Raw genomic sequence first — 16,866 nt, forward strand, 5'->3', positions numbered from 1 at the left:
ATGGCTACGCAAATCGTACAACCCGGGGGATCGATTCAAACAGCTGTAGATTACGCGAAAGAGGGAGACTTAATCTTAGTTCATGATGGGGTTTACCTCGAGCAAGTCGTCATTCGAACAAATTATATTCGTATTGTTGCAACCGGTCATCAAGTCGTAATGAAAGGAGAATATGATGTTCTCCACCCACTCCTTCCACACGCCTTCCTTCTCGATAATGTGAAAGGTGTGGAAATAAAGGGATTCCAAATCTTGTGTTATAGCAACGACGGCATTCATGTCCGCCTCGGCGCCTTTAACCGAATCATCGCTAATAAAATTTCACGTTGTGGGAATAGTGCAATCAACTTTGCAGGATCTGATGGGAACCTTGCTTACCAGAATGAAGTCAGGTACAACGGAATGGCTGGAATCGAAGTATCTCAGAATGGAAGCAGCAACCGAATAATTGAAAATACGTCCCAACAAAACGATTGGAACGGAATCACAATATACGAAGAAGCGCAGAACAACACTGTCGCGTGTAACACAGTGGATTGCAATGAAGAATATGGAGTAGCCGCTCACGCCCCAGACACATTTATTTATGGAAACAAGATCAAATCGAACGGCTTAGATGGTATTCGAATTAGCCATAAGAGCGCGAATTCGATGGTTATTGGCAACCATGTGTCCGACAACAAGGAAAATGGGATTGAACTAGAACCAAATAGCGGAGGTGCCTTGCTAGATAGCTATAATACAATCGTGCAAAGCAACGTATCTAGTGAGAACCTGTGTGCTGGAATTCAAGTATCAAGCCCTCTCAATATCCTAGAAAGCAACTGTGTCTACAGCAACAAGAAGGACGGCATTGCAATTAATGGGAAATTCGGTAATCGGAATATACTCGTCTTTAATGACTTGAAGCACAATGTTTCCTACGACTTACACAATTCCGGCGTCTCGAACCAATTCTATGGCAACCATTGTGAGTCATCGGAGCCACCACATTTGTGCAGCAACAAAGAACACTGCCCGTCCCCACACCAACCTAACGCATGTGAAACAAAGAAGAAAGAACACCCGTCACCTTGTTCAAAGGGGGACCATAAGAAACCACACTGCACCTGTTCGTCCTGCACCTCTTCTCATCATAAAACCCCTCATCATTCAAATGACTGGAATAAGAAATGCTGTTCTTCATCATGCACCTGTGATGGTCGTAAGAAGGACAAATGTTGTCATAATAAACACAAGAAGGAACAAAACTGGAATATTCACAGCCATTATGGACAATGGCCTCAAAACGAGCGTTAAACGACAACTGCCTCTCACGCTATAAGGAAACCCGAACTAAAGTTAATCACCCCTAACCATGTCCTGTGCACTGAGTGTTAGATTGCCAAGCAATCTAGCACTCTTTTTTTGAGCTCTGTTAAAGGTAAATATTGGTAATAATGTGCAAAATCTTGATATAATCACTATAAGAACAACCATTCGGGGAGTGGGTTTGAAATGGACAAAGCGTTTAGAACTTCCTAACGTCTATCGACAAATTATCCAATAATTAAAAAGAACAAGTATATCAATGTGTAAAACGTTATGTTGACCCACCTCTTCCTTTGGTGGCCGGCTAATTAATGAAATGATGGAAACTCGTTCTAAAGATGATTTTGAGTGTCCTCATTGTGTATCTGAACACGTTGTTCAGGTTGGCAAAGTGAAAGGTCGTCAACGGTATCGTTAAAGTAGACGGATGATAGTTTAGTCAATCCAAAATTCGGATCAGTTGAATCGATAAATAGAAACTACGAGGTGTTGAAATGCAGTTAAAAGACTTTATGAACGAAAATTATCCCAATTTGGAACTTAGACCACCTTTGCTTTATAGCTGGGGGATTGGGATTCGTTTTGAACTTGGTGCAGAGCAGAAAGGGGAATATGATCATCCAAATAACCCATATGTATCGGAGTGTTATGAAAGGGCGATTGCTTTATTTGAATCCTTACATTCTCCAACAGAAGAGATTCTTGTCGTGATGGATGTTAATGATCTTAATAAAGGAAAAAACCTTAAACACCAGTTAAAGAATTTCCCCAACTATGTAAAAAAATCATTGTTGTTTAGATTAAAACATCAAGCATTGCCTTATATTTTTCCAGAAGATGATGAAGAAGGCACATTCAAAACTCACAGATTTACTCTAAGATGCAAAACATCAGATTTAAAGTATGTTCCATTGTTAAAAGCAATTTGTAATCAAGACTTGGGATTGAAACCGTTTATTCACCATAGAGTGTACTTCATCAACATCAATAGAAAAACCATCTTTCACGTTTACGATGACAGAGGTTGTGATTTGTTGGCAACTTCACCTGCTACAATAAAAGGCACTTATATTAGACACAATGACTGGATTTTGGATTATGACAGACCTGAAATTGATAAGGTATTTAACTGAATTTCGTTTAAGGGAAACGCTCTAAACAAGTGTTCCACACAAGAGGTATCAGATATTTACTAATGATGACTATGAGAGGAAATGTGTAGCTATTAGCAAGATTATCAATATATACGATCAAGGGGAGGGAGCATACTTGAAAGATTTAGAGAAGCGACTGATTTACTTATTTACTGGAGAATTTATCTCACTGGTTACCTTTGTTTACATCTATACTTATTACAACGTTAATTCAAACAACAGTATTACTTTATTATTTGTATTTGTACTATTAGTTTTCATCCTGCTGCAGGCTAGTTTTTACTGGTTCATTAAATGGAGGAGAATGAAAACTAAAAAGGTATTTGTTCCAAGACTTAATAAATTACTTATTATCTTTAATAATATGAATTTAATCTTTATCGGAATTGCACCTGCATTGTTCATAATTGAAATTATTTCTTCAAATAAATTGTTTTCTTCAAGCTTTTTTCTTACTTTGTTTATATATATCTTTGTTATCATTGAATACATAAATTATTATCATATCCAATTAACGAATTATAAAAATGGAAGAGGGAAAAGACCCTCTATGTACAAAGAAATATTTAAGGTATGATAACCATTTACGTAAAGTTCTTATTAAATTAATGAGGGCTATAGATGAATAAGGTCCAAATGAAAAACTTCCCTAAAATAAAAAAAGTAGCTCAATCCAGGGTACAATCAACACGACTGCACTCCAAAACTGACCTACTCACGAATTTGCTAAGACGCCTTTTCTTACTTTTGTTTATATACCGAGACAGACCCGCCGTTCACGAAGAATTCCCCCCATCCGTCTTTGTTAATGACGACTTGGTTGGAACGGTTTCCTGTCATGTCGACCCATGTTTCTCCTGCATTACGTTTCCCTACATACATCCATTTCGAACCGCCATTTCGGTCTGTAATCAAAGTAGCAAGTCCGGAATTTGCATGAGCACTGTCTCCTTCACGTGTCCAGCCTACTAAATCTTGATGATCTAAGTAATCGTGTTGAATTCCGTATGCATACGTTTCCCGAGCTTCTAGAAGTGGATCTAACTTCTGACTTAAATTCGGAATCTCATATCCGCTGTTCCCCTTTGTTCCATAATAATCACCGTAGAAAACAGAGGGATAGCCCGCCTCCCTTGTCAGAATAAATGCATAGGCAAGAGGCTTGAACCAAGACTGAACAACTGACTCTAGCGCTTGACCGGGTTGAGAATCATGATTCTCGACCAGGGTGACAGCTTTTGTTGGTTGACTAGCTACAAGCGTCCCGTTTAACAAATTACGCATGTCGTAGTTTCCACCTGACCTTGATGCATCATAGAAGTTGTAATGAAGGGGCGCATCAAAGAGGGAGTGGTTGTACCCCACGTCACTTAAATAATCCTGAAGTTCTCCCACATCGTTCTTCCAATATTCTGCGACTGTGAACATTTCCTTTCCAGTCGTACTACGTACATGGCTCACCCAATCCTTTAAGAAGCTATGCTTTATGTGCTTGACTGCGTCGAGTCGGAATCCATCTAGGTTTAACTCATTCGTGTACCAAGACCCCCAGTTCTTCATCTCGTTTACTACATCAGGGTGGTCGTAATCCACATCCGCGAACATTAAGTAATCATAGTTCCCATTCTCTGTATCTACTTCATAGTCCCAAGCCTTCCCTGTACCTTGGAACTGATAAATTCGGTTAAGACCTCTCGATTGGTCCCAGTCTGTCCCGTCGAAGTGATACCAGTGCCAGTCAAAGCTTGAATACGCATCTCCACGCCCTGGGAAGTTGAATCCTGTCCACGCTTCAATTGTATACGCCCCAGATGTTTGCACATTTCGGTTGCCTGAATTCACTTCTACAGCGGTCACTTGCTCTGTGAAATCCGCACCGCCTTTATGATTCATAACCACGTCCCCGTATACTTGAATCCCTTGATGCTGTAAGGTTTGAATCGCATTTTTCAATTGTGCTTTCGTTCCGTATTTCGTACGTACGGTTCCTTTTTGATTAAATTCCCCTAGATCGTATAAATCGTATGCCCCATATCCAACATCATCCTGAGAGGTCCCTTTATAAGCCGGCGGAATCCACACAGCTGTAATCCCCAAATCATTGAGATGTCCAGCATCATTCTTTAAATTGTTCCAGTGAGTACCACTATTCGGCAAATACCACTCAAAATACTGCATCATGGTCCCATTCTTGCTTGCCGCATTCACATGACTTGTAGGTAGAAACATCGACACAATCAATACGAAACTAATCCCCAACATGAGCAACCGTTTGAATTCTTTCAACGTCTACATCCCTCTCCTCCATTAAATACGCGTTTGTGCAAACGCTTACACTTAATGGTACGAGAAGTTTAGAGAAGTGAGTAGTGTCTGAAGGTCTATCTTCCATACCTGTCCTAAGGACCTATGGAAACGTTTCCCATATTCGTATGGAAGAGACTTTACTCCTTCATTTGCCGTACAGCTATACCAATAAGTCCAATCCCGATAAAGAAGAATAAAAATGCCATTACCGTACTTGCCATAGGAAATCACCTCTATGGATTCTGTACCCGTGTAGGTCGACCATTACACGCTCGTTCACACATCTTCATCGAGCTAACCATCTGATGGGCGCTCCTCCTTCTTCTTCTTTCCCTGCCATGTAACCAAAATCGTTACGATTGCTGCGAACATTATTAAACCAAGACTAACAAGAAGAGGCGCACCCCACTTTATGTAAAGAAACGTACTTGCTACCAACACAACCATCCAATCAATATTGAGAAACGCTTTCACATACGTCATAAACAAATGACCTCCTGGTTTACGTCTATCTTCCACTATTAATCTATCATAACTAGAATCTTTTTTGCTTACCTTGTTACAAACGGTTGGCATTTATGCATCGCGACAAGCTAGCATTCCCCTTTTCCTTCTAGCCAGTCGATTGCAGCTTCAATAAATTGAATCACATCCGCTGAGACAGGATACAAACCCACCCGTTCAGACTGGTCAGGAGACTTGCGAATGTCCCAAAACTGCCCCATCAGTTCCGCGTCTCCTCCAAACGTTTCTTCTGATAACAACAGCAAATCATCCGCAATCAGCTCACCTAGTTCAGAAGTGGGTCCGTAGCCTTGATTGAGGCACCACTGTACTCGTCGGATCAAGTTCACCCATTTCTTCGTCTCCTTCTCAGACAACTTAGGTAAGTCCTCTTCTAACTGCTCCACCTGCCCCTCATTCATCACATCAAGCCACGCTTCTCTTTGTTTCTCCCTTTGTTCTTCTGTCTTTAGTGATAGAGGAAGTAATTTATCCCATTTTAACTGCCCCTCTAATTCTAAGATGTGCTTTAACGTATGCGTATGCTGTATAGATGTCTGTAAAGCAACGGACTGTTGCTCAAGATTCTGGACATGCATCGTGAGGATTTCAGCAATAGAAAGGTCTGTTAACATCTGCTTAATTTCATGAAGCGGTAACGAGAGAGACTTCAACAAGCTTACTTTCTGCAACTGAAACAAATCTTCCTCAGAATACAGACGCTTGCCATTTAATTCGCGAATAGAAGGTTGAACAAGTTGAATTTCGTCGTAGTACCGCAACGTTCGAACGGATACAGAGAGCTGTTTCGCTACTTCTCCAGAAGAGAAATACATCCCTTTAACCCCCCTCCTCTCATAAGAAATCCCTTGCAGGTTACGTAACGTCACCAATTATGATTAGTGTATCACACAAATTCCAAACATTGGATGAAGGGAGACTAAGGATGGATTTTGTACTTCAACACAAGTGGACATTTCTGATTCTTGCTGAATGCCTCTTCTGGATTGGACTGATTAGTTTTATCGTTGCTCGCTATTGGTTGGAATCTAATCGAGGGAGTCTCGTCATTGCGATTCTATTTATTGCAAATGATCTATGGATTGCCGTGATGGGCTGGTATGATTACAAGGCAACTGGAACCTTCTCTTCTTATCAAATTGTGACACTCATCATCATCGTCTATGCCTTAACGTACGGAAAGTCCGATTTCAAACGACTTGACCGTTGGATAAAGCGCAGGCTCACCATTCTAAGGAAAGAGCCTATCCCCCCTGATTTACTCCCCGCCTCTCTCTATGGAAGAGAGAAAGCCAAGGCAGAACGAAAGCAAGTATATGTACATGCAGGTGTCTTCATAGGTGTGCATCTCATCTTTCTAATCCTATATGGATTCAATGACCTTACTTCCTTGCCCTCATTAAACGAATGGTTCTCATCAAGCGAGGCTAAGGTACCGTTTGGAAATACAACGATTAATGGAATTAGTCGGATTTGGGTAATGATCTTTGTCATTGATACCTTATCTGCTCTCTCCTACACCATATTTCCGAAACAACGTACTCCCTTATGATGGAATTATGAAACTTCCATGCCGGTAGAATCGTTAGTACATGTACAACCATTTATTTACACTTCTAAGGGAGGCGATTGTATTCACTAAGATTAAAGCTGTTTCACTACTTACAATTTTGATGTTGTTGGCTGGTTGCACAGAAACAAATTCACCGTCTGACAGAACGGAACAGGCACCTCTAAGTACTTCGATTAAGGAACAAGAGACATCCGCTTTCTCTCTAGAACACCGAAAGCCTGTCCAGTTTAGCGTCGGTGAACAACAGTTTGAGATTATTCCACAGTTCCATCTTGTGATGAACTATCTTGATCAAATGGAGAAGAACGGTAACAAAGACCATGAAGCGTTGTATCATGCCACGGTCGTGGAGCCCTTTGGCCAACGCTTATTCGGACCACAAGGAGTGGAGAGTTTAAAGAACAAAGCGAGCTTCGCTGCTCCTAAGAGACTGGAGGCATTAGAAGAGTCTGTACGAGTACTGGATGAAGAGTATGATGCATTCATCTCGCTCATTCAGGAGGCCTTACAAGAATCTGCGAACCGCCTCCCAGGTAAGAAGGAGCCCATAAAGATTTATCTCTTTCCGTTTAACCCAGACCACTACGACCTTGTGAGTAAGATGAACGGCGTTATAGCGTTTACTAAGACGAACAACATTGTCATGCACATTGCCCCTCAGCAATTTGATGAATCGAACCTTCAGTACACCTTAGCCCATGAATACCACCATGCGTTTTACTTCCAGAATTACGACTACGACCGCACAGACCTACTTGAATATGTCCTATCAGAAGGAAAGGCCGATGCATTTGCGAAGACCATCTACAAAGAAGCATCAACTCCTTGGACAAAGCCATTATCCCATGAGCAGGAAGAAGCCATTTGGGAACGAATTAAAGAAATTCGTTACTCTTTCGATGCTGCAGATTTAAGTGAGTTAAGACTCGGTACGAATAACTTACCTCCTTGGTCTGAATACCGGATGGGAGGAGCCATCATGACGGAGTACCTTAAAGAAAACCCTGATTCCCCCATTGAAGAATGGACGTTGATGAAAGCAGATGAGGTGTTAGAGAAAAGTGGGTACGATGAAAGGTAATACAAATTAAGACGTAGCTATCGTGAATGGAGAAACATTGAACAAAGCACTCAAACTACCAACTCAGGAGTAAGGGTGCTAGATTACTTGTTCGTCTCATGTAAATGATCATCCATTAATAGAAAATAAAAGATATACTTATAGAAGTAGTAGAATTCCATCCTTCGACTAACGAGGCAGGTGTTTCTCTTATGGCTTATAGTACTAAAATGACCATTTGGTTCTTCACCGGCTATGTTTTATTGATGGTCTCATTGATTTCTGTGGTCGTATTCGTAGATTTTGATGGTTCAACGTCACCAATTAATCACAACGAATCAAATTCTACATTTAAAGAAGAGTTATTGAAACATGAACAGAAAGTTGAAGAAAACAAGAAGATAGAACCGAAGCCATTAACATTTAACGTGTCAGATGAATTTGCTTTTCTCGCAGTGACTGTCGGAGCAATTCTAGACATAGTGATCGTTATTTTATGGGCCAGAAACGAGAATAAGAAGTTGGAAGGGAAAGAATTACCTGATAAAAGAAGATGGCGTGACACGAAGCTATTCTGGAACATCGTGGCTATGGGTGTGGTTCAACCTAAAAACAACAAATACTGTATCAATTGGTTGAATCTAATCGGTGTAACGATCCTTCTACACATTCTGTTTTATATTTTATTTACAAAATAGTAGTCCTATATTCGTTCAAGACACAAAAAAGCTTGGGGTACCCCAAGCTTTTTTGTGTCTATCGTATGGTTATATCAGTTTCTAGTAGGTCTGTAGTACATATGTTGTTTGAACTGAGATATTAGGTTTCCTCCATGTTATTGAAGCTTCTTAAACCCTAGTTTCGTACGCCTTCTCTTAAGATTGGTTCGATGATGGATTCGACATCCTCGCCCAAGCAACTAAGACAAAGATGAGGCCGACAATGCAAACCACGGCAAGACTCCCAATCAAAAGGGACATGGAGAACGCAGATGTTTCTGTCTCCTCTGTTTCTACAAGAGTGACACTTCTTCTCACATCCACCTCACTAGAGAACAACTGTAAATTGTCTGCTTTTGATGTGATCGTATTTGTCTCCTCAGAGGAGTACGATTGAAACAATTCGCGCTCGACTTCCTTTTCATTAAAGGTCTTCTCTCCACCGAAATTCAATGCTTTTTGCTCTTCAGGAATGGAATAGGTAGGCTGATTCGTATCATCACCTATTGGCTTGTTCTTCCGCTCCTTTGATTTATTCTGCTCATATTCATTAGGAGTCAAGTCCTCACTTTGAATAGACGCTTCAATAGGTTGAGCAACGCCGAGCCAAAGAATAATGAGGCAAAGAACAACTGCTCTACGCTTCATAAGCTTCTGACTCTGAAGAAGTCTCTCCACGGTTGTTTAACCAAATGTCCAATAGAAGCAAGCCTATAACGAGCACACCCATGACGACTAACGCTTGATTAAACAAGGAGTTCGTCCCGTACTGAATGGAGATATAGACCGCTGACATCGGGTCTTCAAAGTTAAAGTTCGGTGTAGTCAATGCCAATAGTGGGGTTACATAGAAGGCAACCAACATGACAGAAATAAGCCACCCAACCATATGATTTAGAAGAAAGGCTACACGCACGAGTCCTGCACTTACTAGAAGCAAGAGAATGGTAATGACTGCCCATTCAATCGTGTCGTTGGAGCTTAATGCATAAATATCTAACCCAAATAAACTAATCGTGAAACCAACAATTAAGTTTAATAGCAAGAACACCACACCTTGAATCCAATATGGAGCTGCTTTAAGGCTGTACGTGGCATACCCAATCATCAAACTGCTTAGCATGATAATGACCAGAATGACAACAGGTGGTACTTGCTTATCCTCTTTCTCTGCGGGCACGGAACCACTAATTTGAAGAGGATTGGCTAGAAATTCGTACACTTGACCGTTAGACTGACCATCTACAAACGTATTTCCCAACACAGCAAATACATCGTCACGAATTAGCTCGGTAGAGTCTACATTATTGGACCATTGACGATTTAATTCGTTCGCGTCGGATTGAACTTCAGTCACTTTCGCTTGGAGGTCATCGGTATACGAACGTACCTGGTCCTGTGTCTCATTAATCGATTCAAGAGAACCTTGTAGGTCCGCCATATATTGACTGACTTGTTGCTGTTCGCTTACAACTGCCGTGCCTTCCGCACCTGTAGGCGGAGTTGGTGTCGTCCCATTCATCCCCTGTTCAGGCTGCTGAATTTGCGCGAGTACATTTGAAGCATCCTCTTGGACAGCAACTAAATTGGTTTGGAGCTGTTGTTGACTTTCATCCATTGTTGTCGTGTATTCTGCTAGAAAGACAGTAAAGGAATCTTCCATGGAATTTAGTGCGTCCTCGGTATTAGGAAGACGGTCTCCGAGCTGACTCCACTGAGTCCCCTCTTCATCTGTCACCGATAATATGGATTGAACTTCATCTTGGAATTGTTCGTTCTTTAGAACTTCTTGTTTAATATCCCCATAATTCATCATTCTGTTTAACGTGGCTTCATAACGTTCGAGTGTTGCAAAGTACTCTAACACATCGTTGAAGTTCCGTTCTGTAATTTCACGGCTGAAGAACGGCGCCAGTCGATCTGCTCGGCTTTTCGACAACGCTCTTGAATTAAGGATAGCTTGTTCTTTCTCGTCAATCTTTGCCACGATATCAACAAGCTCATCTGAGAACATGGTCAGTTCTTCTCGGAGCTCCTTATTCTGATCCCTAACAAGCTCAATTTCTTCTTTCAAGTCGTCGTTGGCTTTCGTTAACTCATTAATGATTTTCTCTAGTTCACTCTTCTCATCGATTAAGAGCCGGTTCGAAGATTGAAGCTTCGATTTTTCACTCTTCAGAGTGGAGATGTTCGAGTTTAACTCCTTCGTGCGGGATTGAAGAGCTTCAAGCTCGTCTAACAGTGGGTTCTCGCCACTTTCTTTCTCTTTAAGCTTCTGAACAACTGCATCTAAACGCGTGTTTACTTGTGTAATGGTCTCAGTTAACGTAGTGATCTCGTCTTCTGTTACATCTGGAAACTGTGTGAGCAACGTCTGAACTGATGTTAATTCATCGATAATGGAAATTAATTCAGCTTGTTCTTCAGCTAAATCAGGTGGAGCTGGAACATTCTCATTGCCCGGTGGGTCTCCATCTCCATCAGATGCGCCGTTGTCATCTGATGGATCGTCTTCTCCCTCATCGCCCTGTCCATCTTCAGGGGGGTCTTCCCCATCACTCGGAGGGACGGTCGGTTCTTCTTTGTCTTCCCTCTCTTCAATCGGGTCTGGAATAGAAGGGAGATACTCCCCATCTCCATCTGTTAAATTCGCATTAAGCGTATAGACTTCTTTCTCCAAGTCATTTAATGTGGTCGTGCTCTGCAATTGTTGATAGAAGTCAATCATTCTAGATTGATAATCGTACAGCTGGGTTGCTTGTGTTTCCACAATCGTATAACGGTCTTGTTGCAAGTCTTGATAGAGCTGCTGATTCTGAACTGTTTCACTTTGCATATTCACCATATCATCAATAAATGATGTGCCTTGTTCTTCAAAGAACGTTTCGAGCTGGCTAAAGCGAGGCTGTTGATTCTCTGTAACAGTTGAGATATTCTCAACCGTCTCCGATTGAATCTCAGCTAACAGTTGTTGTTGATTTTGTTGATAGGTTCGATACTGTTCTACATACTCAACGAAATTTGACAAGTTCTGTTCGAGAGCCTCCATAGAGCTATCACCAGTTGGTGTAGTACTGGAAGCTTGCTCTACAGAGTTTTGAAGAGCGGACAACAATCCTCGCTGCTCTTCAATCTCCCCTGCTAAATCCTTCGAGCTCGGCTGATAGAAGGAAATCATCGCTTGTTGAAACGCTTCTTCCTTCTCTAAGATTTCATCAAATTCTTGGCGTATATTCTCCATATCAGAGGACACATACTGCCAATAAAGAGAAGATAGCTCTCCGTTCACTCGTTGTGTCCCTTCCTCGATAGCAAGGAGAACACGCTCTTTATTCGCAGCGTTAAGCTGACTTTGTACGGTATAAGCTAACTCCGTTTTGGTCGGCTGGCTATCATCATAAGACATCACTTTGTCAGAGAAGTCAGAGGGGATGTACACGATGGCATCATAACGCAAGTTGCTTAGTCCATTCTCTGCTGCACTTCTTCCCACTACAGTCCACTCGAAGTTTGACTGTTCTTCTAGAAGCGGGGTGATCTCTTCTCCAAATTTGATTTGTGAGGCTGTGTCTTTAGTACCCGCGTCTTCGTTAACAACAGCAATCGTCTTGGTTGCATTCTCCGTTACCTTCAATGGATTCTCCCCTACTGTTCCAAAGAAGAGAAGGGGCATACTTAGTATGATTAATATCAGGATGACGAGCTTTGCAACCCCTCTTTTTCCTGTCATGAGAAGACCTCCCTTTCTGCTGATACGAGCGGGATTTGGAACTTCCGCTCTTTGCCATTCTCCACATAATACCCATATCCGGGGTGAATTTCTGGTTCTTTACGTTCATATGAAAGTGTAAACAACGTTTGATCCGATTTCTTCATGAGTAAAAGGGCTTGTCGAACTTGCTTTAATTCAACGGTTAGCGGTTCAAATCCTTTCGTCACCTCATTATTGGCTCCGCTGACGACAAGGTGGAACCCTAAATGACTTTTGTTCTTCATCATAGAGACGAGACGGTTCTGAGTCGTATTATCGAGCATTTGTAGAAATCGTCCATACCCATCAATTAAGAATACAATGGGCTCAAATTGTGGACGCTCTCCACTTTGAATAAGCTGTTCATGCATAGCTTCCCGTTCTCTTAAACGTTCCTCTAGTCGGTCAATGGAGGACATGATGGCGTCTTTAGATTCTAAATAGGTCACTCCGTCAAGTTCCGCATAATGGGACATGCCCCTATCTACTGAGTCAAAGAGCACAAGTTCGTGTCCTTCTCGGTTGAGAATAGACTTTGCGATGACTTGAAGTACATTCGATTTTCCTTTTTGTGCTTGTCCAATGACGAGACAATGCTTCTCCCTAGCGAAACTTACGTGCACGGGTTTTACAGTTTCTTCATCTAACCCAATTGGGTATCCTGAGTCCTCCGTCGTGGACACGTAGTGCGGGAAGTTGTCCATTGTTAGTTCGGATGGCAACATCGGAACCGACACCGGAGTCTTCATACCGTCGTATGCTTTCTTCAGTGCGTCAATATCTTGTTGAAGCTGTTCCATTTGCTCCATATCGTCTTCTCCTTGTGTTGGCAAGTAGACTTGTGAGAAGTGGACATCTTCCTTCTTCACAATCGCACGTCCTGGAATGGCTTCAGGCGCGAATGGAAGGCGGCCAAGCATACTGTATGCCTCAGTCGAATCCAGCAAGTAATGAACAACTTTAGTCTTCAGATTATTCGCAAGCGACTGGCGGACAGAGTTCACACGAGTTGCCGTCATCATCACGTAGATTCCTAAAGATTGACCGTCTCGCGCAAATTGGTTAAACGTCGCCTCCAAGTCCTGCATTTCTTCCTTTACGATGTCAAAGTTATCAATGACTAAATAGGTAAATGGAAGTGATTCTTCACTTACACGGTTATACATGGCTATCGAGCTTACTTCTGCACGTTGGAACAACTGCTTTCTTCGACGGATTTCATCTTTAAGAAGGTCCATAAACTTGTTCACCTTACGCTCTTGGTCTAACAAGAAATAATCCCCTGTGTGAGGAAGCTGTTTTGTCTTCAACAGTCCTCCATTCCCAAAGTCAAACACATAGAAGTGAAGCTGCTCCGGTGAATAATTCGTCGCCATGCCCATCATGAGAGTGAGTGCGGTCGTTGTCTTCCCATATCCAGACGACCCAAATATACCGATGTTCCCACTGCTACCCACATCATAATAAAATGGCTTCTGCGCCTGCTTCTCAGGCTCATCCAATAACGCAAATGGAATTTGCGGCTGTGATGGAGAATGGTAGTCGTGGCGACTAAGTCGATTTGGAAGTGGAGGTAGCCATGGACTTGATAATTTCTTAAGACCCATCTGCTCCTCTGTCGCTTGAATTCGGTCTACTACGGCTTCAATTTCACTTACGCTGTCACTACGTCGTGCCTCACCAGATGAGACTTCTGATAGAGGAACAAGTCCCCCATCCGTCACGAGCGCAATCTCGTCTTCAATCGATGATGACTCTTCTTGATATGGAGCACCACTCCATGCGGACTGGAATAAGTCATACACCTCGTTATTCCCGACCTGTAGATACCCCCGCCCCGTGACGGTTAATGAAGCTGCGTCTGCATTTTGAATAATCTCACGACTGTCCTCAGCATTTTGTACCTTGAGCGCTACACGGAAACGAGCGTTACTCCAGATTTGATTATCAATCACGCCTCCCGGTTTTTGAGTAGCTAAGATCAAATGAACACCGAGGCTTCGTCCGATTCTAGCAGCACTTACCAACTCCTTAATGAAATCAGGCTCCTCGCTTTTCAGCTCGGCAAATTCATCGGATATGAGGAACAGGTGTGGCATCGGCTCCGTCGCTTCTCCCTGCTTGTACAAATGCATGTAATCATTAATGTGATTAACTTGATACTCATCAAAGAGACGCTGACGCCGTTTTAATTCACTGTTAATGGACGCTAGTGCGCGGGTGCTAAAGTTTTGGCTGCCTTCAATATTCGTAATCGTCCCAAGTAGATGCGGCATTGTCTTAAATGGCTGCGCCATTCCGCCACCTTTATAGTCAATTAACAGAAAGGCCACTTCATGTGGGTGAAAGTGAACAGCGAGCGACAGAATATACGTCTGGAGAAATTCACTCTTCCCTGAACCAGTGGTTCCTGCAAGTAACCCATGAGGGCCGTGCGCTTTCTCATGCAGGTTCAGTTCGACGTAATCTTCTTTTCCTTTCAATCCAATTGGAACTGCTAATGACTTAGCCGTTTCCCGAGTCGTCCAATTCGACTCGATTGGAATCTCGTTTACATCCGATACGTTTAACATCTCTAAGAACGAGACAGAATCAGGGATTGAATTCGTCATCCCTACTTGGTGATGCAACGTGCGGAGCAGTCTCGCATAATCCTCATTGTGGGATTGTTCGTGAGTATCGAGTTCGAATGGAATCCGCACAGCCTTCTTCTCCTGAATGAGAATGTCCCCTTCATCTGGATTAATATAGCGAACTAGTGTATGTACGTTATCTGAAAGACTCTCCTTCGCTTCCGCACCAAAGATGACAGACATGCCTAAATGCGAAGATTCTCCCTCCAAATATTCTAAAATGACGTGATCTGAGATCAGCTGATGATTCGTTACAATAAATACAAAATGAGGTGAAAAGCGAAGCTTCTCTTTGTCTTCCTCAAGATCTCGTTCTCGAATCATTTCATAGATGGAAGATAGAAGTTGGTCACGACTCTGCTCATTATAGATAAAGCCTTTCGCATAGGAATTTGGAAGCTGAAAATGAGGGAGCCATTTCATCCATTCCCACTCTCCATATTCCTCTTCCTCAAATATAAAGACGAAGCGGACATCATGATAGCTATGAAAGAAAGCAAGTTGTCCAATCATTTGGTGTAGTTCATTCTTATACACTCGCTCTTTCCCAATAAGTCCAATAGCACCTTGGAACAAATTGACCGTGACTGGCATTCGATCTACATTCTTATAAATCGATTGTAAATGTTGTGATTGTTCCAATAGTTCATCAATCTCTCGATTCGCCATATCAGCTGACTGCACAGAAAGCTTGTAGCTCGCCGGCACTTCTCCAATCCCAATTCGATACTGCAAGAAATCAGGGCTCTCAAGCGTCCGCTCCCATAGTCGGTCTGACACCTGGCTCGTCATGTATTTCATACGTTCGAAAGTGGGGTAATGGAAGGTCATGACCTCACGTTGCTTATCGGCTAAGTCCTGCAATTCGACCCGCTTTGTTTCCAAATACTGTGTGTATACACGTTTCCGACGCTTCTTCTCTTCTTTGGATTTTTTCTTGTCTTTGAAATATTGCACGGTTGAAGTAATCAACGTTGTGGTAAACATGACAATGGACACAATGATGAAGATTCCTCTTGGAATCAGTAACGCCACGAGTCCCATCACAATTAACATCATGAGTGGTGGCAGAATAATTAGCCAAAGACTACGCCCCGATTGCCTCGATTCCTGGCTCGGAAAGGAGAACTGAACCTCATCGTTAGGTGGTTCATATACCATTCTTGGCGTACGGCGATACATGGGGTACTTCTTCTCCATCTCAGACTGAGGGACTTTGGTTCGTTGTAAGGAAGTCGGGGTCTCTTCCTTTGATTGAACTTGTAATAAGTCTTCTTCAATGAATGTCCATACAGTCCCATTTACAAAGCAAACATCCCCAACATGAACAATACAGGACTCTTCTACGATCGCTCCGTTCACATATAGGAATAGCCCCTGTGGCTTTACCTTCCATCCTGTTGGATGACGTTCTACTTCTACTTGCCCTTCTTCACGGAATGGATAAATCGGTAAAGTTACTTCTCCACCCTCCGTAGATAAGGTGAATTGTTGATGTGTTCCGACATAGAACGTTTCCGTAATAGGGGCTGATGATGTAAAGAGAAACGTTACATCTATTGAGCCAATCGTGACTGACGTTACCTCATTTGGAGGAATCGATACGAATGGACGCTCGTCTTTCAATAATTCCAGTTCACCGTTAGTCGAATGAACACGTAGCTCCTGCTCCTTTAGGTTTACGCCACTTAACGTAACCGTGTCTTGCACTCGATTTCCAATCGTCATCGTTCGTTCTTCTTGATGAGAGAGTTTAATAGATTGATAGGTATTGTCGTGAAATACCCATAAGGTGTTCATGCTGTCACCGCCTCTTTCAATCGGTTTCCACTC

The 16,866-nt window shown here is 42.4% G+C and carries 11 protein-coding genes and 1 pseudogene; 6 read left to right on the forward strand and 6 right to left on the reverse strand.

Translation table 11 applies throughout. The features are described 5' to 3' along the window. The 3 genes and pseudogenes from H513_RS0111645 (at position 1) to H513_RS0111650 (ending at position 2,444) form a co-directional block, all read left to right on the forward strand. Complete coding sequence (locus H513_RS0111645; RefSeq protein ID WP_026800914.1) at positions 1 to 1,299, forward strand: right-handed parallel beta-helix repeat-containing protein; 1,299 nt, start codon at positions 1 to 3, stop codon at positions 1,297 to 1,299. A 198-nt stretch (positions 1,300 to 1,497) separates the two neighbouring features. After that, a pseudogene (locus H513_RS21625) lies at positions 1,498 to 1,726 on the forward strand (transposase-like zinc-binding domain-containing protein); the annotation flags it as partial. A 79-nt stretch (positions 1,727 to 1,805) separates the two neighbouring features. Further along, a complete protein-coding gene (locus H513_RS0111650) occupies positions 1,806 to 2,444 on the forward strand; it encodes a DUF3885 domain-containing protein (RefSeq protein WP_026800915.1) in 639 nt (212 codons plus the stop codon). 762 nt (positions 2,445 to 3,206) lie between these two features. Here the strand turns inward: H513_RS0111650 and amyS are convergent. From amyS to H513_RS0111675, 3 genes are all read right to left on the reverse strand, one after another. Next, positions 3,207 to 4,751: an alpha-amylase gene (amyS, locus tag H513_RS0111660; protein ID WP_267879645.1), complete on the reverse strand. Its 1,545-nt coding sequence runs from the start codon at positions 4,749 to 4,751 to the stop codon at positions 3,207 to 3,209. A 315-nt stretch (positions 4,752 to 5,066) separates the two neighbouring features. Continuing rightward, positions 5,067 to 5,255: a hypothetical protein gene (locus H513_RS0111670; protein ID WP_026800917.1), complete on the reverse strand. Its 189-nt coding sequence runs from the start codon at positions 5,253 to 5,255 to the stop codon at positions 5,067 to 5,069. Positions 5,256 to 5,365: 110 nt separating this feature from the next. After that, positions 5,366 to 6,112, reverse strand: coding sequence for a MerR family transcriptional regulator (locus H513_RS0111675; RefSeq protein WP_026800918.1), 747 nt, complete (start codon positions 6,110 to 6,112; stop codon positions 5,366 to 5,368). Between the two features lie 110 nt (positions 6,113 to 6,222). On the opposite strand from H513_RS0111675, the gene H513_RS0111680 reads away from it, so the two are divergent. The 3 genes from H513_RS0111680 (at position 6,223) to H513_RS0111690 (ending at position 8,628) form a co-directional block, all read left to right on the forward strand. Next, positions 6,223 to 6,849, forward strand: coding sequence for a hypothetical protein (locus H513_RS0111680; protein ID WP_026800919.1), 627 nt, complete (start codon positions 6,223 to 6,225; stop codon positions 6,847 to 6,849). A 40-nt stretch (positions 6,850 to 6,889) separates the two neighbouring features. Next, positions 6,890 to 7,951, forward strand: a complete 1,062-nt coding sequence (locus H513_RS0111685) for a DUF2268 domain-containing putative Zn-dependent protease (protein ID WP_026800920.1) — start codon at positions 6,890 to 6,892, stop codon at positions 7,949 to 7,951. Positions 7,952 to 8,142: 191 nt separating this feature from the next. Next, on the forward strand, positions 8,143 to 8,628 hold the full coding sequence (locus H513_RS0111690; RefSeq protein WP_026800921.1) for a hypothetical protein: 486 nt from the start codon (positions 8,143 to 8,145) through the stop codon (positions 8,626 to 8,628). Between the two features lie 177 nt (positions 8,629 to 8,805). On the opposite strand, the gene essA is transcribed toward H513_RS0111690, so the two are convergent. From essA to essC, 3 genes are read right to left on the reverse strand one after another with little or no spacing between them, the layout of a single operon-like run. Further along, on the reverse strand, positions 8,806 to 9,297 hold the full coding sequence (essA, locus tag H513_RS0111695; RefSeq protein WP_026800922.1) for a type VII secretion protein EssA: 492 nt from the start codon (positions 9,295 to 9,297) through the stop codon (positions 8,806 to 8,808). Beyond that, complete coding sequence (gene esaA, locus H513_RS0111700; protein WP_026800923.1) at positions 9,287 to 12,379, reverse strand: type VII secretion protein EsaA; 3,093 nt, start codon at positions 12,377 to 12,379, stop codon at positions 9,287 to 9,289. Before esaA ends, essA begins: the two co-directional genes overlap by 11 nt. Beyond that, on the reverse strand, positions 12,376 to 16,833 hold the full coding sequence (essC, locus tag H513_RS0111705; RefSeq protein ID WP_026800924.1) for a type VII secretion protein EssC: 4,458 nt from the start codon (positions 16,831 to 16,833) through the stop codon (positions 12,376 to 12,378). Before essC ends, esaA begins: the two co-directional genes overlap by 4 nt. Positions 16,834 to 16,866 lie beyond the last annotated feature (33 nt).

The organism is Pontibacillus halophilus JSM 076056 = DSM 19796 (genome assembly GCF_000425205.1).
Lineage (GTDB): Bacteria > Bacillota > Bacilli > Bacillales > BH030062 > Pontibacillus_A > Pontibacillus_A halophilus.